Raw genomic sequence first — 21,791 nt, 5'->3', positions numbered from 1 at the left:
GAGTTTGTAATTGTGAGCATGTCTATAAAAGAATCAAAAATTCGTAGTGATGCGGGCATCTTTCCTTGGCTAACTTATTTAACAATGAAAGACATGGGATTAGATACAGATGCTATTTTTTCAAGTGTTAATTTTTTAGAGCATGCACTGAATATACCAGATAAAAACGTAAGATATGACAATCGTATTCAAGAGAAATTTTGGGCTGTTGCTGAAAAGGTCAGTGGTAATAAAGATATTGGGTTAGTCGTAGGCGGGCGAATGCCTGTACTACGTGGCGATTTATTTGAATATGTATTTTTAAGTAGTTCTACTTTCGGCCAAGGTTTAAATACAGCAATAAAATATTATCATCTATTTACCAGTGCATTTGATGTTTTAAAGCTTGAGGTAAAAGGAGAGGATGCTTACTTGATTGGTTTAGAGCATTCTATTCGGCACTATTTAGAATGTGCGATCTCAATTTTATTAGCATATTTAAAACATGTTTCTAATGAAAAATTTAAGCCCTTAGAAGTGTGGCTGACTTATCGTGAAGGTGCTGATGCAGAGCGATATCAAGAGATCTGGGGATGTCCTGTATATTTCAATATGCCTGAAGGGTGTATCAAATTTAATGCCGATACTTTAAATGACTCTTCTGTGGCAGCTAATAAAACATTAAATAAAATTCATGAGACTATTATTGAAGAATCTTTAACTCAGATAGAAAAGCATGAACTGGTTTTTAAAATCGAAAATACTCTTCAAGATCAACTAAAATCAGGAAATTTTAAAATAGATGATATTGCTAAAACACTCAATATCACTTCAAAAGCCTTAAGAACTGACTTAAAAGAAATTGGTACGAGCTATGAAAAAGTATTAAATGAATACCGTCAAAAGCTTGCACGTGATTTGTTAGAAAACACACAGTTAAAAAGTGATGAGGTGGTTTACTTGCTCGGCTTTTCTGAGCCTTCAGCTTTTTCTAGAGCGTTCAAATATTGGACTGGTGAAACTCCTTCACAATATCGGAAACGCAAAAGTAAAAAGATTATTACTCTTTAAATGTATTTGCCTTAATCATGAGCGGTAAACCAAGTTCAGATAATAAACCTGTCCGTGAATTTGGAACACTTTTTCTCTCTAAAGCAATAAGCTCAATAAATTCTTTATTAAATTGTTTTCTAGGGTATTTTTCTAAAATTTCATTTCTAAAAGATAGGGGAAGTCTATATAGACCATCACTAATCACATCACAGGATGCGCCTTGCTGTAATAGAGTAATTTCTGCTGGGTCAGAATGATCTATATAGCCATTCATATGTAAGCAGATAGCATCTCTAATAACTTCACTTTTCTTTTCATCAAAGCTATGTTCTTTAGCCTTTAGCTCAAATTGTTTAGCACTCTCATAGGTAAAACAATTACAACCTTTACTGTGAATATGTTGCTCAGTTAAGCCAATATCATGAAAAAGTGAGGCTATTAAAAGTGATTCATGGTCAAATTGCTGTTTTTGTATATTGCCTAAGGCAGCTCCCCAGAAGTAGGTCCGCCATGAATGATTGTAGATAGATATACTTGCTTTAGCCTCTAGTTCATCAAGTGCGATTTTAACCATTTGAGTATCTGGTATTACGATCTGATCGATATCAAAATCATGGGAAGTTTTAAACCGAAAGTAATTTATTTTTATAGAGGCCTTAATACTCGGCAGCATAATTTTTTGAATTAACTTAATTTTCTCTTTGAAGCTGAGCTGACCATTTGTAGCTTGCATCCAGTTATATGAACCAATTCTTATAGTTTTCATTAGTAGATCTCATTTTAGAGTAATTGCTCTAAAATATTATCATAGATGATTTTTTGCAAGTTGGATCTTTTAAAATACCGATAGAACTTTGATTGATAAGCTTTTTATAAACCCCAATTTAACAATAAATTTTAATTATTTATCCTTACTTTTTAATAATTTATAGACCTAAATTGATCAAAAGTTATGGGGAAAATCGGATTGAAAATATAAGCTATAAAGGTGATAAGTTAGTTGAAATTAATTTTAAAGTATTGATTTTTATTTTTTATTTTAAAGGTGGGAGGTGTGTGTAAGATAAAATGTCCCTTATTAACATTCAACTTGAAATCATCTAGTTCTAATATGGAACTCAATCTTTTAAGCAGATAAAAATAAAGGATCTTAAATAATGCTAATCTCAAGCCATAGATTACCAAAGAGTCTTAAGGACAAAGCCAATCAAAAAGTTGCTAAGCTTTCAGGGGCATTGTTAGGAGCTGTTACACCAGAGCGGCAATCGACATTGCCAAAAGATTTTGAACTCACTTCTCATACTTTGTACAAACGCTTTGGTAGTACACATTATGGAATCATGATACCCGACTTACCTGAACCATTTAGATACTTATCATGGGCTTCAGTTTTAGGTTATGTAGGATTTACGATTACAGATACTAATTATCAAATGTCTAAAGATGGCAAAGGTGATACAGCTTCTTTGGTACATGGAACTGCTTTATCGACAACGTCGGAAGCTTATAGAACTTTTTCAATTAAAAATGATATCAAGTTTAATCAAACTCCTTTTGCTATTAATTTTGACAATCAAACTGTCATGCACGAGGACGGTGATGGATTTATATTAATTACGAAAAGGGAAGACTTAGAGCTAAAACTTTATTTAAAACCTACAAAAGCTATTTCATGGTTTGCCTATAGTGACTTTTATAAGCACTTTAGTGTGCTAATGCATTATGAAGGCCATATCAAGCAAAAGGGGAATAGTGAGAGGATTCAGGGGCTATGTACTCTTGAATCATGGAAAGCTATAGCTACCTCAATGCTAAAAAACAAATGGCTAGTTGAGAATATACAACTTCCAGTAAAAGTTTTTAGTTATCAAGTCATTAATATTGATCATGAACAGCAGTTATTGTTGGCTTTTATTTGCTATGAAGACCAACCAATTTTGACTTCTGTTTACTATCGTCATATAGATGGAACGTCAATTCAATACAACGGAGATATACTTTTTGAAGTCACCAGTCTTCAAGAAGAACCACAGATTACTCCTGATAATTTTTCAATGAATTTACCAAATACTTTTCGCTGGATTGCTCATCACAATAATCAAAAAGTTTTAGATATTTCAGCACATGTAGACACGCCATATTGTTTTGGATTAGCTGCTGGTTTTGTTTCTTCATATGCATGGCAAGGTAAATTTTATGATCAGCCATTCGTAGGTAGAGGCTACCTAGAATATATAGACCGCAGATAGAGGCTCACTTGAAAAGTTACACTTTTATCTTACTCAGAAACCGACTTTATTAAGGATGAAAGAGAACGCTTGCTTAAATATTTTTTGCTGGAGTTTGGGTGAGGAAAATTGGTCCAAAGCGTATTCATGTGGGGCGATCATCTAATAGTATAAATAGAGATTTTTTAATATTTATATTTGCTTTATTAGATAGATCATTATTAATATTTGGGCTGTTAATATAGATCTATGAATTATGGAATACTCTACACAAGATGCATTAGATTGGTTAAATCAAGGTATTGAAGGCATTAGAAATTCATCTAAAGAAGATAAAGTTAGTGATTATGCTTTGGGTTATGATATTGGCTTTCTTTATGGCACATTACGCACTTTATTAGTGACAGGTCATATCACACGTGACGAATATAATAAACTACATGCAGAATTAACAGAAACTCGTCAGGCTAGACTAGATGGATCTGAATGATAAGTAAAAAAAAGGTAATGATTAAAGTTACTGATATAAAAAGTAAAGATATTCGCGATCTACTTGAGCCTATCAAACAGAATTGATTATAGGAAATCTCTCATGTGAGGGATTTTTTAATTTGCACGACTATACAATCAATAATTATATGAAAGCGTAAGTGAAACTCAATTATTTATCCTTACTTTTTAATGATCTATTTTAATACGATTGTCATTTCGTGTGCTTGACTGAAAGAGGGTTGAATACTATTCTTTGCCTGCTGGCCTACATTGCCAGTCGGTTTTAGCAGACCGTTTTTTCGACCACATCAGGATTATTTCTTCTGAGGAATAGTTTTGTGTGCACATCTCGTTCCCTCCCGTAGCGGTAGGACGGGAGAGGGACACCCTCGGGTGTGCTGGAGTCGAAACCAGTCTGCTAACCCTCTTTCGTTCTGCCACCATAATTTATAATGTTTTGGCAGAACTCCAAATAAAAAGGAGTTGGCTTTGCACATTCATTATTTCTTGGCAGCCTCTGCCAAAAGCTATAACGACACAACTTAAACTTTTAGAGCAGTTTGATGGGCTATAGGCTTTTCAAGCTTTAAATCGTCACGACCAAAAACTTAATCAACAATAAAACTTGAGATGTGCCACGCACAGTCTTTATGGGCTTTGCTATGCCTTTTTTTCTCCCAAAAAGGGCAGAGGTTTTTATATCTCATTTATATACAACAATAATTTTTTATAACGGTAAAACTATGCCACATTCAGACCTACCATTTCGTGCTTTAAGCGTGCTTCACACTTCAAGATTTCTCTTTAATAAATACGGCTTTCACAATGTTGGGGTAGACCGAATTATTGAGTCGGCAAAAATCCCAAAAGCGACTTTTTATAACTACTTTCATTCAAAAGAAAGGCTGATTGAAATGAGCCTAACTTTTCAAAAAGATGGCCTGAAACAAGAGGTAATTTCAATTATCTATATTCAAAAAGAATTAACTCTAGTTGAAAAACTGCGCAAGATTTACTTTTTACATGCCGACTTAGAAGGGCTTTACCATTTGCCGTTTAAAGCTATTTTTGAAATTTCGAAAACACATCCAAAGGCTTATCAGACCGTAATTGACTATCGAAACTGGTTCATTAATGAAATCTATAATTTGCTTTTAACCACCAATGCAAATGCTTCAAAACAAGATGCACACATGTTTTTGTTCGTGATTGATGGTGCGATGGTTCAGCTTTTAGACCCCAACAAACCAGATGAAAGAGAGCGGTTGCTTGAGTATTTTTTTTGGGATGGGTATAAAGTTAGTAGGAATAGAATTGACTGAAACATTATAGAATATTTAAATAAAGAACTAGAGTAGACTATAGGAGATTTTAAAATAGTCTATTCTAGTTAGTACGAAACTTTTTTTGAAATATAAAAACTGAGACCATTACTATCAATACTCCAATCATTGAAGTTAGAGGGAAGGGAGTTTTAAATATAATAGCGTCCAATATAAATGTTGATATAGGGAGAAGTAAAAATAACATACTGACATTTTCTGCTGTATTTTTTGAAAGCATGTAATTTAGTAAAAGAAATGCAATAACAGAGACAACACCACCCATCCAAAGTAATGATGCTATAAAAGAAATATTCCATGTTACGTGCAATCCACTGTATAAAATTATTATAAAAAAGCACAACCATGTAATAAATGTTTGTATTGCTAAAGCCGATAAAATGTTAGAGTGAATTTTTGATTGTAAGTATGTACCTGTTGTAATTGATAAAAGTGCGATAAAAGAAAAAATAAATCCCAATAAGTTGAAATTATTGGAAGATTTATAACTTGTAACTGTGATAAATAATCCTGCAAAGCTAATTATTACTAATAAAAATTTTGATAAAGTTAGTGATTTAATATTGAAGAAAACAGTTAATAGCGGTTGAGTGCCAAGAACTAAAATTACTAGGCCTAGTGAAATGCCTGTTTTAATTGAGTAAAAATAAAATACTAAATATAAAAACTGAAGTAAAAGACCAGTAAATATGATTTTAAATATTTGTTCTTTTTTTGGAAAAAGGTCCTTCTTTTGCCTATAAAAAATTATAATTAAAAATAGTAGAATTAAGGCAATTGAAGATCTTAAAAATAGAAAACTCCAAATCGAAGAATAGTGCAATCCAAGTTTAGTGAAAATTGCACCCAAGCTCCAAATAATTAAAAAGATTACAGGAAATAACTTGTTAGTTAAATTAGATTGATTCAAGGAGTTTTCCTTGATGATAGGCTAGAAATTCTACTGGATAATCTGGATGAGCTTCTTTAGAGTCAAATTGATATGAAATATGTGTCATTAAAGTAGGTTTTCGGGTAAACAATATAAGCATATCTCTTGTTGCATTATGTCTTTCATCTAAACGTTTAACAGCAGTTAAACTGTGCTTACGTTCATGGTCAACTATAAGTAAAGTATCTAAAAAATCCCAATGTTGAAACTGCCCTAAAATATGTGATGGATCTGCTTCTTTTGTGCTTATACTTGTCTTTTGCTCCATTGAATGAATATATGAGATTGCACTATTTATCCCCATATTATTATGACCAAATAAAACAGTCATAGTATGATCTACACCATCTGAGTGAACACCTTCTAAAGCTGGTTCACCTACAGTTTGACTATCAGTAATCGTTCTAAGATGGAAAACTGTAGTCACCCAATCTTTAGACTTATAATCAAGGTGAGGTCTAGGAGAAAATGAAATATTTTGTATAAGGAGGTGTTTTAATTTTAATAGGGCCTGAAAGGCTGAATTATCAGAAAGGCTTTCGCTTATACCATAAAAATGTCGTATTTTCCCAGAGTCATGTCGCACGAAATCTTCTTGTTTAGATAAAATAAAAGGTTGAAATTCAGTTCTATAGATAGTATTTCTTTTAAAATCAAATACAAAACGACCACTTCTGGATTCTCTAAAATTTAAAGTAGGATCTTTTTTTAAATTATCACTAACAAATCGCAACTTCTCAATATCATTTTCACTCGCGCCCAACATCTTTAAAAGTTCACTTACTCTTTTTCCATCTATAAATATCACCTTATTTTCTTGGTAGATAGATTTTAATTTTTTTATAGAATCTAATAAATCAGTTTTATGCTCAATAACTTTCATAATATTGTATTCCCATAAGAACTTTAGAAATACTAAATAGTTTTTCATGTATGTTTTTACTGGAAAGCTTGTTTATTTTGTCAAATAGCTAGTTATTTGCTTCTATATTTTGTAGGAGGGATTCCGTGGTATTCAGAAAACCTCTTTGAGAAAGCTGACAAATTTTGATATCCACAATGAGCTGCAATGATAGTTAGAGGCATGTCAGTATTAACTAAAAGGCTCACAGCTTTTTTCATTCTTTCATTACTACAGTACTCTCTTATGGATAATCCTATATTTTTTTTAAAAAGAACTTTGAGCTGGCTTTTACTTAAGTGAGCAATTGAACAAAGCTCATCTAAACTATATTGATGGTTAATATTTTCAGAAATGATATTGATTACCTTGTAAATTCTGGTATCTAGTTCACCTTTAAACTTCAAGTTTTCTAAAAGCTCATATAATAGGTTAGACATAGATTTTTCTAGATTTATGTTGTGATCATTCATAAGTTTTTCATCAACAAATGAAATGTACTTCAATAGACTTTCATCTAAAGTAAAAACTTTTTTGTCACAAATATTTTCTGGTAGGCAATTTAGATCAAGTACAATAAAACGAAATTTTTCATCAGCTTTAAAATGGTGAAATAAATTTTTACGTATTACAGCTGCCTTGCCATATGAAATATTTATCCAGCAACCATCGATTTGAAGATCAATTTTCCCAAAAATTGGTATAAGAATTTGGTGATAAGGATGATCATGTCCATGAATCATTTGTGTGTAAGTTCTAACAGAAAGTTTTATTGAATGTTCCATAAGATATAAAAAGTTAAAAGATGGTTAAATAATAATTACTCGTTAACTATAGAGTTTGAATAATAAAATTAAAATTTTAGTTAACTGACCTTGTCTATTAAACATAATTTATTCAATAAATCTACTATCTTTATATATAAATAAAAAATATTTAATTAAGTGAAGTTTGCATAACCATTTTTTATGTTTCTGTCTATACCTGATTCAGTATGCTCCCAAAAAAAATTGATAAGGCTTATAAAACATAATTGTTAAGATAAGATGAACTATTTTTAATTGTGTGAAAAGTAAAAAATTTTTTTAATGACTAACTTTTTGGCAAAACAAACAAGCTTTTCACAACAAAATGTTAAGAAAATTTATATATTCTTTTTTGAGCTAACAACACTAAAGTAGGCTTAATATGAAAAATAATACAATATGTGAAATGGAAGAAGATTATATTCTAACTAATGAACAAAAATTTATTTTAGAAAATTTATTTTCTGAAATAACAGCTGATCCTTATAAACAATATGAAGCATTTTCTATTCAGGTAGATGGAATAAAAAATAAAATACTTGAGCTAAATAACTTTGAAGAGTTTGTTAGTGTATTTAAAAAATTTAGCAATGGCTCATTTATAGAAAAACCATTCCTTTTTATTAAAAATATGCCATACGATGAGAATGTTCCAGTTTTTGATAATGAAAAACCAGTATTGTCGAAATATGAATTAAAGAAAACCTTTATTTCAGAAGCTTGTTTAGCTCTAATTTCACATTTGTCATCTAGTACAGCAATTGGCTATGTAAATGTTAACAACGGAGATGTTTTTCAGGATATTTATCCATCAAAAAAACTTCAAAACACGCAATCTCAAAAAGCATATCAATCAATCAATTTTCATAAAGACTTGGCAAATCATTTCGTAAGACCAGATTATGTTCATATGCTTTCGATAAGATCGCCAATCGAAAATTCAGTGTGTACTACCTTTGTGAGAAATTTGGATGTATATAATCAATTTTCAGAAGAAGAAATTACATTACTTAGAAGCCCAAATTTTTATACTCCTTTTGATGATTTGACTGTCTTAGATGGAAAATATGATGTTGGTGAAGCAGACAAACATCCTATTTTTAGTGGTGATTATGATATCCGTTTTTTTGAGAATAGAACGGTTGCAGTTAGCCCAGTTCATCAAGGACTTATAGATAAAGTTATCGCAGTTATGCACAGCATGAAAAAAAGAGTTCAAATGTTACCAGGTGACTTTATAGCTGTTGCTAATAATTATTCTGTACATGGTAAAGAGATTATTGAGTTAAATGATCCAGAAGCAGCTTGGACGCGATGGATGATGAAGACCGTAAATGTAGATGATATTAGTAATCACAGACATCATTTGGTCGTTGGTACGAATTATTTAATTAAAGGATAATTACCAATGGATAAAAATCATCAACAGCGAAATTTATTTAGATCATGGTCTGTGCAAACTGGAGAAGAGTCTCCAATAATTGTAGGTGGACAAGGGGTATGGTTTTTTGATGAAAAAGGGAAAAGATATTTTGATTTAAGTAGTCAGAGAGTAAATTTAAATTTGGGGCATCAGCATCCAGCTATGGTTGATGCAATAAAAAAACAAACTGAAACATTGTGTTCTGTCTCTCAAGTGTTTGTATCCGAAGCTAGAATAAAAGCTGCTAATCTGATTGCAAAGCATACACCTGGTGATCTGAATAAAATTCTATTTACTAATAGCGGTACAGAAGCAATAGAAAATGCTATAAAAATTTCAAGAATCCATACTAAAAAGCACAAAATATTATCAATGTACAATAGTTATCATGGTTCCACGGCTGGAGCCATGAGTCTTACAGGTGATAAAAGAAGATTGAAAAATGAGCCAGGTATACCGGGGGTAATTCATTTTCAAGGACCAAATAGTTATCAAAGTAAGTTTTTTTCTACATCTGAAGCAGAAGAGACATATAGGGCTATTACCCACCTATCAAATATTATTGAAGGGGAAGGACCTGAAAATATTGCTGCAATTTTTATAGAGCCTATAGTTGGCTCAAATGGAGGAATAGTTCCTCCACAGGGCTATTTAGAACAACTAAGACAGTTATGTGATCAACACAATATTCTATTAGTTTGTGATGAAGTAATGATGGGATTCGGTAGGTGTGGAGAATGGTTCTCTGTAAACAATTGGTCAGTTGTACCAGATCTAATTACATTTGCCAAAGGTGTAAATTCAGGTTACATCCCTTTAGGAGGAGTAGCGATTTCTGAAAAAATAGCTAAGACTTTTGAAACTGAATATTTTCCTGGTGGCGGAACATATTATGGGCATCCGCTTGCTTGTGCTAGCGCTGTGGCTGCAATAGAAATAATGGAAAAAGATAACCTGATTAGCCGAGCCAAATTTCTTGGTATAGAAATTTCAAACAATCAAGCAAAAAGGTGGAAAGAAAATAAATTAGTTGGAGATGTAAGAGGTCTAGGCTTATTTTGGGTCATAGAACTAGTAAAAACTAAAGCTTCTAGAGAACCATTTTTGAATGATTCAGAAGAAATAAAATTTCTAAAAGCAGAATTACTAAATGAGGGTATCTCTACTTTAGTTCTGCAAAATAAAATTTACTTCTGTCCACCATTAATTATTGATGATGAAGAGTTAGAATTTGTTTCGAATAAATTAGATTCAATATTATCAATTTTTGAAGAAAAATATTATGAATATTAAAATAAATACAAATAGTAGAAGCCGAGTAATGGCTGAGAGCTGGTCGAAAAGAGCGGCAGTGCGCGATAAACGATTTGAAGAGTATAGAGCCAATCTATTTGATCAGTCTTTTCGTGAATTTCCAGAAACACTGATACCATTTCATCAACATCCATTATATTTAGAGTTAGATATAGAGAAAAAAAACTATATAGATAGTTTAGCGTGGATTTATTGGAATAAAAGAGTTGTAGAAACAGAAGAACTTATTGTTGCACCCGCCATACAAAAACTGATTGAACTTGATCATATCTTTAATATTAAAGGGACGGATAGATCAATAATACGTCAGACCCTTATTGATGAAACATTTCATTCGTATATGCATGAAATAGCAATAGAAAACACAATTAAATGGAGGAATTTACAGGAAAATATAGTAGATGAATTAAATAAAAAAGCATTAATTTATAGACGTTATAAAGAAATTTGCAGTAAAAATTTGAGTGAAATTGAGAAGGATTTAGCACTTGTAGCATGGTGTTTTGTAGGTGAATTGAGTATTTATGAATTTTTAAATTTAGTTTCAAAAGATGAAACAGTACAACCCTTTAATAGACATTTAGTTAGTTTGCATGAAAAAGATGAAAATGCTCATGCAGGTGTTTTTGAAATTATTATTTTAAATAATTTAGCAAACTTAAAAAATGAACATAAAGCAATTTTAAGGAAATTTATAAATATTGCTATGGATGTATTTGTAGAAGATGATTGGATAGTTTGGAGCCAAATTCTGGATGTAGTAGGTGTGAAATCATCACAAACTATAATTAATGATATAAAAAATGAAAATAAGTATATCAGTAAAATAAACTTATCTAGAAGCTATGAAAGAATATATTCTGTATTTAATGAACTAAATTTGGAGTTGTAATATGTTGGATATTCAAAGTGTTAAAGAAACTTTTGGTAATGGCAATATAACTGAAATTAGATTGCAAGATGGAGGGTTGTTTAATAATTTAGTTTTCTTTCAAAGCAATGAAAAAAAATATATTTTCAAACAATATATGGATCAAGCTAAAAGTGAAATTTATAACATTCCCAATATACCTAAAGAGGAAAGATATACACTTGCACTTGATGTTCAAAAAATTGTTTCACAATTGTTTCACAATCATAGTAATATAAAAATTCCATTAATTATTCGTGAAAATGAGAGTTCTACTAGTTTTATTATGGAGTTTCTAAATGGTCAAACTTTTATAAATTTCCTTGAAAAAGGAACCTTTACTGAAAACCATATACGTGAAATTGCATATTTTCTAGGTAAATTGCATCAAGAATCATTTCTGAAGTTTAATGAAGCTAAAAAACTATATAATACTAAATTTAGAGATTTTAAGTTGCTTTTACAATATGATGGTTTAGAAAAATTTGTAGACAAAAAAACATTCGAAAATATTATTAAAATTAAAAATAAATATATATCAGAATCATATTGCATTCTGCATAGTGATCTTAACTCAAGAAATATTCTTATTGATAGTAACAAAATTGTTTTTATCGATTTTGAACAGTCTCATCTTGGATCGCCACAATATGATTTGGCCTATATTTTTTCAGAAATATATATGAGCTCTATATATCATAAAAAAGACGCTAAGAGATATATGAGTATATTCTTAGAAGAGTATTTTAAAGAATTTAATAAGTTAGAAAAAGATACTGTTGTAGATTCTTTTATGCAGCATTTAGGAATCCAAATTATTTACAGATTTTTTGGCCCAAGTAAAAAGCATTGGTCATACTATATTGACGAAAAAGCTAGACAAGAAATTGTAGAGGACTCATTGATTTTTATTAATGGAGAATAATTTCATGTCACAATATTTACATTCAATAAATCAATTAACTCCTTTGGAGTTCTTAGATAAAAGTTATAATTTTCATGGGGATAATATAAGTTTTTATGATAAGGGGTATAGCTACACTTTTAGTGAAACTTATACCAGAATAAAAAATTTATCATATTTTTTCATTAAAAATGGCCTAATGAAAGGAGAAAAAGTAGCTATATTATCAATGAATTGCATGGAGGTTATTGAGTTACATTTTGCAATTGCTAAGGCGGGTGGGGTTGTTGTTACTATCAATCCTAATCTTTCAATTAGTGAAATAATTCAACAACTAGAATTTTCAGAGACTAAATTTTTATTTCTTAATTTATCTGAAGATAAATTTTCAAGTATTATTAATGTGGAAAATGAATTATTTTTCATTTTTCCACGTTCATTTAAAAATAAATTCGATAAATTAAAAGAAAATAATTTTTTTATTTATGAAAGCTGTTTGAAAACAAACGACATATACACTGATGAAGTATTTCCAGTAATTAATGAGTATGATGATCTTGCTATTAATTTTACCTCAGGAACCACAGGCTTACCAAAAGCAGTTGTTTATACTCATAGAACTGCTTATTTACAGGCTTTAGGTCAAATTATAATTTTTAATTTAGATATTAAAACTGTATATTTTTGGTCATTGCCTATGTTTCATGGTAATGGTTGGGCACATATTTGGGCATTGTTTGCTAGTTCAGCTACGCAAATTATATATGATAATAATTTGCTTAATGACGTAGCAGATGTTTTGAAAAAGATCAGAATTTTTAATGTTACTCATTTAGCAGGCTCACCAAGATTATTAAAATCATTAGCATTTCATGATAATTCCGATAGTTTAAATTATTTAAATCTAATGATAGGAGGAGCTTCTCCTTCTCCTGAATTATTAAATAGATTTTATGATTTAAAAATTAATTTGGTCAATCAATATGGTTTAAATGAATCGTTAGGTTCTATTACATCTACATCATCTAAGTTTACTGATTTTAAATCACTGGATGATTATGTTGATTTTCATAGTAAACAAGGAATAGTTTCTCCACATTTTGGTTCAAAATTTAAATTAATTAATAATGAAGGTGAATTGATTAAACATGATGGAAAAGATATTGGGGAAATATTAATCAGAGGGAATACCCTTTTTAGTAGATATTATAAAAATAAAGCCATGACAGATGAATCTATAGAGAATAATTGGTTTAGAACAGGTGACTTAGCTGTAATCCATTCAGATGGTTCACTACAATTGAAGGATAGGAAGAAAGACTTAATATTTATTGAAAATGATAATGATTGGTTAAATGTTTCTAGTTTGGAAATTGAATATATACTATTGAAATATAAATATATTGATGATGTTGCTGTAATAGGTATTAATAGTAATTTAGCACAAGAAACAAAAATTATAGCATTTATTGAAAGTACGATGAATCTAGAACAAATCAGTGATGATCTCCTTCTATATTGTTCACAGAATTTAGGTAAACTAAAGACTCCTCACAAGTTCATCCTAGCAGAACTTCCCAAAACAGCAACGGGTAAGGTTAAAAAGCATGAGCTAATGACTAAGATGGCTAATTGTTTATGACCTATAATTACTATTTTGACTTGGATGGTACTTTAATTGACTCTAATGTTGATGCAAATAGTATCGCTGAAGTATTTGATTTTATTAATAGTAATATTTTATATAGTGATTTCATAGATTATTGTGATTATATTTTTAAAAGTAGCCCTTTTTTCGATTATATGTTTTCTGTAGGAATTGGTGTTAATGAATTGTTTTGGATTGATAAATATTTTTATGGAGATGAATTAGAAGAATTTTATAAATGGGTGGATATCTTTCAAAGAGATTGTTATAAATATATTAAAGGATTATGTTTTTGTGAAAAGCCATTTCCCATGTCGATCTATTTTAGACCGATTGCAATAAAAAAATTAATTGTAAATTCTGAGTTTTTAGATGTTTATTTTAAAAACCTAAATAGTAATTTTTACATAATCACAAATGGTGATTCATATATTCAATATCAGAAGATTTTTTATTCAGGTCTGCTGCCTTTTTTTAAAATGGTTTTTGTTTCTGGTGATTTTGGCGTAGGTAAACCTTCAAAATGTTTGTATAGAAAAATCTTAAATATTACGAGGGAAAACCCTGAAGAGTGTTACATGATAGGAGATAGTATTAAAAAAGATATTCTTCCATCTGGAGAGCTAGGATTTAGGACTTTACATATTAAAAGCAAAAAAGATTTATTGGCTATAAATTAATTAGGCTAACTCCATTTATTAATAGCATTGAGTTAATCGCTCATTAGAAATAAAAAACTCACAATGACTTTTCTGCTTTGATACAACGATTGGTATAAGGCTTTGATTGTCACGAAATTTTAACTTGATATTTAACAAAGGTAATTTTAGAATCCGCCCAACAAATTTTTAGGAGCTTCATTGTGAGTACTTGTTCGAGTGACGATAGTCGATCGGTAATAGTCTAAGTATCCACTGAAGTCCTTACAGACCTCTTTTTGTGGATGCAAGAAGAGGTTTTTTATTTTTATCTTTTCATTTCTATTATTAGCCCATGATTTAATCATGACGGGTTGCAGTACTCGCATATGCTCCATAACTTATGGGAGTGATGCCTGTGGTATTTACTTTAAAGAAACGCTCACTTATTTCAGGTTTCTGTTTATTGGCTTTATCTAACGCTAGCCATAGTGGAAGACCTATGGTTGTTGACGATGCAGCTCTTGTTTCTCCAAAGACCTGTCAACTCGAAACATGGATGCAGCATAACCCTGACAACAAAGAATATTGGGCAATGCCTGCCTGTAATTTTGGTGGCAATTTTGAATTTGCTGTAGGGCTGGGAAGAGTAAACGATGATACTGAGCACGTCAGCTATGCAACCTTACAAGGTAAAACCTTATTAAAGCCTTTAGAAACCAATGATTGGGGAGTTGGTTTTTCTTTTGGCACTCAAATAAATACCAAAGATTCTTCAAGGAAAGATTGGACGGTCAATGTTCCATTAAGTGTTTCTACTTTCGATGATAAATTTTTAATCCATGCCAACCTAGGTTGGTTACGTGAAAATACCACGCATAAAAACCAGACCACGTGGGGAATTGGAACCGAAACACAACTTACTCGTCCTTTAACGCTCACTGCCGAAGTATATGGTAATGACCGAAATGATTCCTTTTACCAGACAGGTTTTAGATACTTGGTCTACAAGGACTTTGTTCAATTAGATGCAAGTTATGGCAATCAAATTTCTCATCACGATAATGCTTTTTTCTCTGTCGGATTTGTATTTCTAACAAAACCATTTTTACCTTGATGATTTAGAAATATCTGAATCTATCAATAATTGTGACAGATTCTAACTTTTGATATCAGATAAATATATTTATCTTAATTAGACTTGAGTACATCCTTTTGAAGTGTTCCTCTTTTAGTTAGATTTTTAGGTATTTAAAAAATGAATAAAATGCACGTAACTTTAGCGGTAATTATTGGCTTAATTGTTGGTGGAGTAATAGGCGCTCTAGGCTACTCTAAAACTGCTGCACGTTATGACGCGATGACCACAGCATGTGTAATGGTAAACCAAGCGGTTGAACATGGCATCTTGAAACCTGAACAAGTGAAAGAGCTAGGTGAGCTAACAGGTCAAAGCCTTAAAAAAGATTACGAGTCAGTTGCCTCTAAATTTAAATTTTCTGAAAAGCAATTAGGTAACGCATCTGAAGGCTCTAATTGTAGTCAGTTTATTGCTGGGGTGAATGCCGCAAAATAATGAGTAGGAAGCCCGCAGTGTGTGGGCTTTTTTTATTAGAGGCTATAAGCTGAACATCTTATCTACAGACTGCTATAATCACATTGAACCTTAAGATCACCACAAAATCTAAGGGATAAGCTCGTCTTAAAGACTGGCATCTTGAGATTACAAACAAATCTGCTAGGAAATATGAAGCGATATCTAAAACAAACTAAATCAACCATTTCTAATTGGACAACAGAACAAGACTGTTTCTTGATAGAAAATAATTCTCTCCCAATTCACGAACTCATAGACCATTTGCCTTTTTCTGAAGAAGAAATAAGAGTACGTAGATCTGTTTTAGGTTTAGTGCGTAGAGATAAACAGATGAGGACATATTGATTTTACCATTTGGTAAAAAATAATATGAAAGTAAATGTTTCTAATTATCTCTATTCAACCATTCATTTTGTGGATGAGTTATCAAAACCATAATTTTTTTAGGTGTTTTTTAGGCTGCCTTTACATAAGGTGCTAATTACTTACAAACCACACCTATAAGATTACCTTTACTTACACTTCTTTGAGCATAATCAAAGTCATAAAAGATTTTTAGATCAGCACTTTATAACAATAGTACGGAGAGAGGTTAATGCCAAAGTATTTAGCTGTAGCCGAAAAGGTTTATAAAAATATTAAAAAAGATAGCTTATTCACTGATGACATTACTTAGAATCTTAACTGTTTAATTAGTCAGATTCGAAAAGCGATCAAGGGAACTGAGTTTAAGCTCAAGTTCAACTATATAGACTTTGAAGAGAACTTAACCAAACCTTTAAGTGAATGCAAAGTTCAAATTGACTTGAGTGTCATGCCAAAATTTGCAAATGAAGGAGAGTATCTTCTTTGGTTAGCTGGTTTTATTGAACGAATTACGGAAGGTGGAAAACCTAAATTACCACCAATTTCGCAATTTCTTCCACCAGGTTTTAAGATGTCGAAAGATGCATTTCCTGTATCTGTAGCTCCTCAAAAAGAAGAGCATGCAGACATGATTATCAATTATTTTAAATCTGAAGATTTTAGTAAAACCAATAAAACTCCTTCATAAAAAGAATGTAGAAGTGACGGTCCACCACACTTCTATATACTGCTGGTTTAACTTCAGCGACCGCCTTCTGGGGCGGTTTTTTTTGTATTAATCTCATCCTAACTAACATTTAATATTGTCTAAATTTAGATTTTAGAAAATATTAAATGTATACAAATGTGCAAATATCTACTGAATTTTAATAAATAACAATATCTTAAGTGTATTTGTTAATAAAGAAAAATATACGTTTTTCACATAAGCAATGTGTCAAGTAACGCAATTAAACATTTAGCTGTTCATAATCTTTAAAAAAAGGGAAATATAAATAATATGAACGAAAATGCCGAGCTAATTAAATACATAGATGTTGCTGAAAATGTATATGAACGTATTTATGAAAATAACCAAGTTTCAAATAACTTGATTGTTAACCTCAATCGAATTATGGCGGAAATCAAAAAGCAGGCCGAAGAAAAAGATCTAAAATTAAAGTATAACTCTATCGACTTTGAATATTGTCTGAGTTTGCCTTTGGCAGATAGAGATATAAAAGTTGATCTAAGTTTGATTCCACATTTTGAACATCGGGATGAATGCATTTTATGGCTAACAAACTTTATTGGAAAAATTAGTGTGCAAAAAAAGATGATGAGGCAAAAACTAAATTATCATTAAAAGGAATTAGATTTTAAATGTATGAACAAACCGTCTTTAGACGGTTTTTTGTGGGTGAAATATATAATATGATTTACCACAGATTGACATTCCATAATTAGAAAATGACATAGAGCGCTTTAAAATGAAAAAGCTTGTAATGACTTTTGCTGTATTAATTCAACTATCGACCTATAGCGTAGCCAATGATTCTACGGGCTATGTCGGTACGGGGGGGATTCAATATCTCAAAAATTCGCAGATTGCGATGCAAAGCGAAGATCTATTTATTAGTAAAAAACTGATTAAGGTCGATTACCTCTATAAAAACCTAAGCAATAAAGAGGTCACTGAAACTATTTTATTTCCATTACCGCGCATTGATAATTTCTTTGAGTCTGATTTTGCCCATACAGAAGAACTTCTAAAAAGTTTTAAGATCGTGGTGGATGGGAAAAATATAAAACCGGAAATGCATGTCAGAACGTTTATTCAAAAAGATGAAAAATCACCTCTGATTGATGCAACAGATGAGTTTAAGCAATGCGGTTTTAGTGAAAAAGATATGCTCAACCCATGGCTGCGTAATAACTATAATTATGAATATTATGTAGATAAGCTAAAACAATGTAATAAACCACAAATACAGAAAATTTTAGCTAATTTTAAAAAAGATGATGTAATCCCGTGGTCATCTCAAGTGATCTATAGTTGGAAGCAAACCTTTAAAGCCAATAGTTTGACTAAAATTCATCATGAATATAAACCTTTGGTGGGTGGTTCTGTTGCCTTATATCCAGATGAATATAACCAGCAATTTTGTATGGATAAGCAATTTAAGCAGGGCTTAAAAAAAGCCAGCGCAGAAAATTCGCCGTTTAGTGCTTTGGGTTATATTTTGACGACGGGTGCAAATTGGGCAAAGCCGATTGAAAACTTTAAGTTAACCATTGAGCGTGATAAGGATGAGCTGGTTTCTTTTTGCTGGGATGGCCAAGTCAAAAAGATTAGCCCAACTCAATTTCAGATGACCAAAACCAAGTTTGTACTCAAAAAAGACCTAGATATTATTTTTGTGAGAGTTAGATAATTTCATACAAGCTTCGAATTCTCCCCAATTGCCTCACTATTGATTGTGTGTCATGAGCTAAACATGGCACACAATAAGAAAAAGATACTCAATGTTGCCGCCATGAGGGTTCTTAACGTAATGATTAATTAGACAGTTTCTTTTTAATCCAATAATCTAAACTAAAATAACGGCCGCCTCCAAGAACAAGCAGTGCGAGAAGCATGACTAAATACGTAGTGGCAAACTCAATTCCATTATTTAAAATTACAAACGAACCATTGGAAGTGAGCCAGTCATAATTGCCGTAGGTTTGTAATATTTGGCGAGCCTTCTCTAACTTTTCAGCTGAAGCCAACACCTGCATGTTTGCAAAGGGTGCATTTGGATCAGCAATCGCTTGCCATCCATTTGGTAGATGTATCGTAAATATAGCAACCAACATCGTAATAATGAGGGGAATACTAATTAAGCGAGTAAAGAGGCCAAATGTTAATAGTATTGCGCCCGCGAGTTCAGTTGTTGTTGCAAGCAGGGTCATTAGATATGGAAAGGGAAGTCCTAAACCTCCATCTGAGTTGCCAAACCATTCTACAATATCATTGAAGTGCATTAATTTATTTGTGCCTGCCATCCAAAATATAGGCACTAGATACAATCGAAGAGCCAGAGCTGCGATGCCATCTGCATGTTGTAGAGTTTTACCCAGTTTTTGATAATATTGAGATAAACCATAAATAAAATTCTTCATGATAATTTCACATCCGATGCGATTGAATATTAATTAGTCGGATAAAGACTGTATTTCTTACATAAAATTTTTTTTTATTTACGGTGTAATAAAAAAGGATTTGGTCCGTCTAACTATACGTACAAATGTACAAACCGAGAATTTATCTTTAAAGGAATACTAAAATGAACAAACTCAACTCAATGACTTCAGTGGCGGCATTATTAGCACTATCAGTTGCTGGCGCTACACAAGTGGCGGTAGCAGCAACCCATACAAGAACCGAAGCACATGCAACCAAAGCAGCAGATGGAAAATGCGGTGAAGCAAAATGCGGTGCTAGCAAAATGAAAAACCACGAAAAGTCTGCCGAAGCAAAATGTGGTGCAGATAAAAAAGCAGCTGATGGAAAATGTGGAGCAACCAAAAAAGCAACGGACGGCAAGTGCGGTGCAGATAAAAAAGTCGCTGACGGTAAGTGCGGCGCTAAGTAAACAATCTGATCATGGATGATGCCGGCCTTCTGGTAAGTGTCGGCATCGTTTCCAAAAGGAGAAATCACCATGATGGATTTGTCAGGCGTAGGGCTTGGTTTAAGGCGTGATTTTATAGATTCGTTTTTAGATGCAAAAACATGTCCGGACTTTATCGAAGTTGCTCCTGAAAACTGGCTAGGTTTTGGTGGTCGACATGCGAAATTACTCGCACAGTGTGTTGAAAAAGCCCCATTAATTTGTCACGGCTTGTCATTGTCTATTGGCGGTCCTCATCCACTGAATCTTGAATTTATCAGCAAAATAAAAAGCTTTTTAGAACAATATGATGTCTCTATTTATTCTGAACATTTAAGTTATACAAATGATGGGGGCTACTTATATGATTTGTTGCCAATCCCCATGACCGAAGCGGCTGTTAAATATGTCGCTGAACGTATTTTACGTGTTCAAGATATTTTAGGAAGAAGATTAGTCATAGAGAATGTTTCTACTTATTTAATGCCCAATGCTGAAATGAGTGAAGCGGAATTTATCCGTGAAGTTCTTCAATATGCAGACTGTGATTTGCTTCTGGATGTAAATAATGTCTATGTCAACAGTATTAATCATGGCAGTGATGCATTTGGATTTATTCGGGAGATGCCAAAAGAGAGAATCCGTTATTTACATATTGCTGGGCATGAACAAGTTCAGAAAAATTTATTAATTGATACGCATGGTGCAGAGGTTTGTGACCGCGTTTGGGAGCTATTGAGATATACCTACCAAGTATGCGGAATAAAACCGACCTTATTGGAACGCGACTTTAATATTCCATCATGGCGAGAGCTAGAAGAGGAACTAGCCAAAATTAAAATAATTCAACAACAGGAGAGTGGCTATGAAGGAAAATCAAATATCCTTCCAAACCATGCAACAACAGTTTTGTGACTGGATTAGAGATCCTGATTTGGAATTACCTCAAGCTCTTCCTGCCGAGCGAATGCAAATTTATCGGGACTTGCTTTTTAATAATGTCAGCTCATTTATTGAGTTAGTTTATCCCGTAGCTCGTGCAATGTTGCCAGAATTAAAGTGGCAACAATTACTCTCAGAATTTTTTCAAAAAGCCCAGTGTCGCTCACCTTTGTATAATGATATTTCTCTGGAGTTTAGAGAGTCTTTGACAGATCAGCAGCACCCAATATTGCAAGAATATCCTTGGTTGGCTGAGTTGTTGCAGTTTGAATGGCTTGAGTTGTATTTAGATACTGTTGAAATTGAAAAAGTAGTCTTGGATGAGAACTATGATTGGCAGTTAACCACGAAGGTATGGGTATTGGTTTATCAATATCCCGTTTATACGTGGACAACTTTAATGACTCCAGAACAGGTCGAGCCTATGCTCGGGGCGATTATGGTCTGGCGAGATGAACAAGATAAAGTATGTATTGAACAGCTTTCGCCTTTGTTTGCTATGGTGATTGAACAGTTGACTCAAAATATAAAGCTAACTGACCAAGATATTCATATACTCATTCAATCTGTACTTACTGACTTGTCTGAACATCACATTTATCTGCAAGTTCAAGAATTAAAAGCACTGTTAATTCGACTGCGATTAATTCAGGCTCCCCATAAGTTTAAAGAGGTATAAGA

The 21,791-nt window shown here is 32.1% G+C and carries 23 protein-coding genes and 1 pseudogene; 19 read left to right on the top strand and 5 right to left on the bottom strand.

Annotated features, from left to right (window positions below; genetic code table 11):
- Positions 1-18 precede the first annotated feature (18 nt).
- Positions 19-1,050, top strand: a complete 1,032-nt coding sequence (locus F936_RS12835; RefSeq protein WP_003650965.1) for an AraC family transcriptional regulator — start codon at positions 19-21, stop codon at positions 1,048-1,050.
- Here the strand turns inward: F936_RS12835 and F936_RS12830 are convergent.
- A complete protein-coding gene (locus F936_RS12830; protein ID WP_003650966.1) occupies positions 1,040-1,798 on the bottom strand; it encodes an HD domain-containing protein in 759 nt (252 codons plus the stop codon). The genes F936_RS12835 and F936_RS12830 overlap by 11 nt on opposite strands.
- A gap of 391 nt (positions 1,799-2,189) precedes the next feature.
- Between F936_RS12830 and F936_RS12825 the strand changes: the two genes are divergently transcribed.
- The 3 genes from F936_RS12825 to F936_RS12810 all read left to right on the top strand — a co-directional run bounded on the left by F936_RS12825 (position 2,190) and on the right by F936_RS12810 (position 5,074).
- The gene (locus F936_RS12825; RefSeq protein ID WP_005047880.1) at positions 2,190-3,281 is read left to right on the top strand and encodes a DUF6670 family protein; all 1,092 of its coding nucleotides are present in this window, start codon (positions 2,190-2,192) and stop codon (positions 3,279-3,281) included.
- Positions 3,282-3,516: 235 nt separating this feature from the next.
- On the top strand, positions 3,517-3,750 hold the full coding sequence (locus F936_RS12820) for a hypothetical protein (RefSeq protein ID WP_003650968.1): 234 nt from the start codon (positions 3,517-3,519) through the stop codon (positions 3,748-3,750).
- 745 nt (positions 3,751-4,495) lie between these two features.
- Positions 4,496-5,074 carry a TetR/AcrR family transcriptional regulator gene (locus F936_RS12810; RefSeq protein ID WP_005047875.1) on the top strand — a complete coding sequence of 193 codons (579 nt, stop codon included), beginning with the start codon at positions 4,496-4,498 and terminating at the stop codon, positions 5,072-5,074.
- Between the two features lie 64 nt (positions 5,075-5,138).
- On the opposite strand, the gene F936_RS12805 is transcribed toward F936_RS12810, so the two are convergent.
- The 3 genes from F936_RS12805 to F936_RS12795 all read right to left on the bottom strand — a co-directional run bounded on the left by F936_RS12805 (position 5,139) and on the right by F936_RS12795 (position 7,712).
- Complete coding sequence (locus tag F936_RS12805; protein ID WP_005047873.1) at positions 5,139-6,005, bottom strand: DMT family transporter; 867 nt, start codon at positions 6,003-6,005, stop codon at positions 5,139-5,141.
- Positions 5,992-6,909, bottom strand: a complete 918-nt coding sequence (locus tag F936_RS12800) for a 2OG-Fe dioxygenase family protein (RefSeq protein WP_005047871.1) — start codon at positions 6,907-6,909, stop codon at positions 5,992-5,994. The genes F936_RS12805 and F936_RS12800 overlap by 14 nt, the downstream gene beginning before the upstream one ends.
- 92 nt (positions 6,910-7,001) lie before the next feature.
- On the bottom strand, positions 7,002-7,712 hold the full coding sequence (locus tag F936_RS12795) for an AraC family transcriptional regulator (protein WP_003650972.1): 711 nt from the start codon (positions 7,710-7,712) through the stop codon (positions 7,002-7,004).
- A gap of 403 nt (positions 7,713-8,115) precedes the next feature.
- Here F936_RS12795 and F936_RS12790 point away from each other — a divergent pair, with 403 nt between their 5' ends.
- From F936_RS12790 to F936_RS12740, 12 genes and pseudogenes are all read left to right on the top strand, one after another.
- The gene (locus F936_RS12790; RefSeq protein WP_005047867.1) at positions 8,116-9,135 is read left to right on the top strand and encodes a hypothetical protein; all 1,020 of its coding nucleotides are present in this window, start codon (positions 8,116-8,118) and stop codon (positions 9,133-9,135) included.
- Between the two features lie 6 nt (positions 9,136-9,141).
- Positions 9,142-10,449, top strand: coding sequence for an aminotransferase class III-fold pyridoxal phosphate-dependent enzyme (locus F936_RS12785; RefSeq protein ID WP_005047866.1), 1,308 nt, complete (start codon positions 9,142-9,144; stop codon positions 10,447-10,449).
- Positions 10,439-11,362 carry a diiron oxygenase gene (locus F936_RS12780; RefSeq protein ID WP_016802302.1) on the top strand — a complete coding sequence of 308 codons (924 nt, stop codon included), beginning with the start codon at positions 10,439-10,441 and terminating at the stop codon, positions 11,360-11,362. Before F936_RS12785 ends, F936_RS12780 begins: the two co-directional genes overlap by 11 nt.
- 1 nt (position 11,363) lies before the next feature.
- Positions 11,364-12,305, top strand: coding sequence for a phosphotransferase (locus F936_RS12775; RefSeq protein WP_005047862.1), 942 nt, complete (start codon positions 11,364-11,366; stop codon positions 12,303-12,305).
- Positions 12,306-12,309: 4 nt separating this feature from the next.
- On the top strand, positions 12,310-13,926 hold the full coding sequence (locus F936_RS12770) for an AMP-binding protein (RefSeq protein WP_005047861.1): 1,617 nt from the start codon (positions 12,310-12,312) through the stop codon (positions 13,924-13,926).
- The gene (locus F936_RS12765; RefSeq protein WP_003650979.1) at positions 13,923-14,612 is read left to right on the top strand and encodes an HAD family hydrolase; all 690 of its coding nucleotides are present in this window, start codon (positions 13,923-13,925) and stop codon (positions 14,610-14,612) included. Before F936_RS12770 ends, F936_RS12765 begins: the two co-directional genes overlap by 4 nt.
- A gap of 370 nt (positions 14,613-14,982) precedes the next feature.
- Positions 14,983-15,687, top strand: a complete 705-nt coding sequence (locus tag F936_RS12760; protein WP_016801934.1) for a hypothetical protein — start codon at positions 14,983-14,985, stop codon at positions 15,685-15,687.
- A 141-nt stretch (positions 15,688-15,828) separates the two neighbouring features.
- Complete coding sequence (locus F936_RS12755; RefSeq protein WP_005047858.1) at positions 15,829-16,146, top strand: hypothetical protein; 318 nt, start codon at positions 15,829-15,831, stop codon at positions 16,144-16,146.
- A gap of 171 nt (positions 16,147-16,317) precedes the next feature.
- Positions 16,318-16,512 (top strand): hypothetical protein, encoded by a 195-nt coding sequence (locus tag F936_RS18920; RefSeq protein ID WP_080595322.1) that lies wholly within the window; start codon positions 16,318-16,320, stop codon positions 16,510-16,512.
- A 250-nt stretch (positions 16,513-16,762) separates the two neighbouring features.
- A pseudogene (locus F936_RS12750) lies at positions 16,763-17,221 on the top strand (hypothetical protein).
- A gap of 312 nt (positions 17,222-17,533) precedes the next feature.
- The gene (locus F936_RS12745) at positions 17,534-17,878 is read left to right on the top strand and encodes a hypothetical protein (RefSeq protein WP_005047854.1); all 345 of its coding nucleotides are present in this window, start codon (positions 17,534-17,536) and stop codon (positions 17,876-17,878) included.
- A 124-nt stretch (positions 17,879-18,002) separates the two neighbouring features.
- Positions 18,003-18,947 carry a DUF4424 family protein gene (locus F936_RS12740; RefSeq protein WP_005047852.1) on the top strand — a complete coding sequence of 315 codons (945 nt, stop codon included), beginning with the start codon at positions 18,003-18,005 and terminating at the stop codon, positions 18,945-18,947.
- A 124-nt stretch (positions 18,948-19,071) separates the two neighbouring features.
- On the opposite strand, the gene F936_RS12735 is transcribed toward F936_RS12740, so the two are convergent.
- A complete protein-coding gene (locus tag F936_RS12735; RefSeq protein WP_005047849.1) occupies positions 19,072-19,677 on the bottom strand; it encodes an HvfX family Cu-binding RiPP maturation protein in 606 nt (201 codons plus the stop codon).
- A 164-nt stretch (positions 19,678-19,841) separates the two neighbouring features.
- On the opposite strand from F936_RS12735, the gene F936_RS12730 reads away from it, so the two are divergent.
- From F936_RS12730 to F936_RS12720, 3 genes are all read left to right on the top strand, one after another.
- Complete coding sequence (locus F936_RS12730; protein WP_005047846.1) at positions 19,842-20,150, top strand: HvfA family oxazolone/thioamide-modified RiPP metallophore; 309 nt, start codon at positions 19,842-19,844, stop codon at positions 20,148-20,150.
- A gap of 69 nt (positions 20,151-20,219) precedes the next feature.
- On the top strand, positions 20,220-21,083 hold the full coding sequence (locus F936_RS12725) for an HvfB family MNIO-type RiPP peptide maturase (protein ID WP_005047844.1): 864 nt from the start codon (positions 20,220-20,222) through the stop codon (positions 21,081-21,083).
- Entirely contained in the window at positions 21,034-21,789 is a 756-nt protein-coding gene (locus tag F936_RS12720) for an HvfC family RiPP maturation protein (RefSeq protein WP_005047842.1), read from the top strand. Before F936_RS12725 ends, F936_RS12720 begins: the two co-directional genes overlap by 50 nt.
- Positions 21,790-21,791: the final 2 nt, after the last annotated feature.

The sequence above is a fragment of the Acinetobacter calcoaceticus DSM 30006 = CIP 81.8 genome (genome assembly GCF_000368965.1).
GTDB classification, from domain to species: Bacteria; Pseudomonadota; Gammaproteobacteria; order Pseudomonadales; family Moraxellaceae; genus Acinetobacter; species Acinetobacter calcoaceticus.
This window is presented reverse-complemented; position numbering and strand designations above follow the sequence as displayed.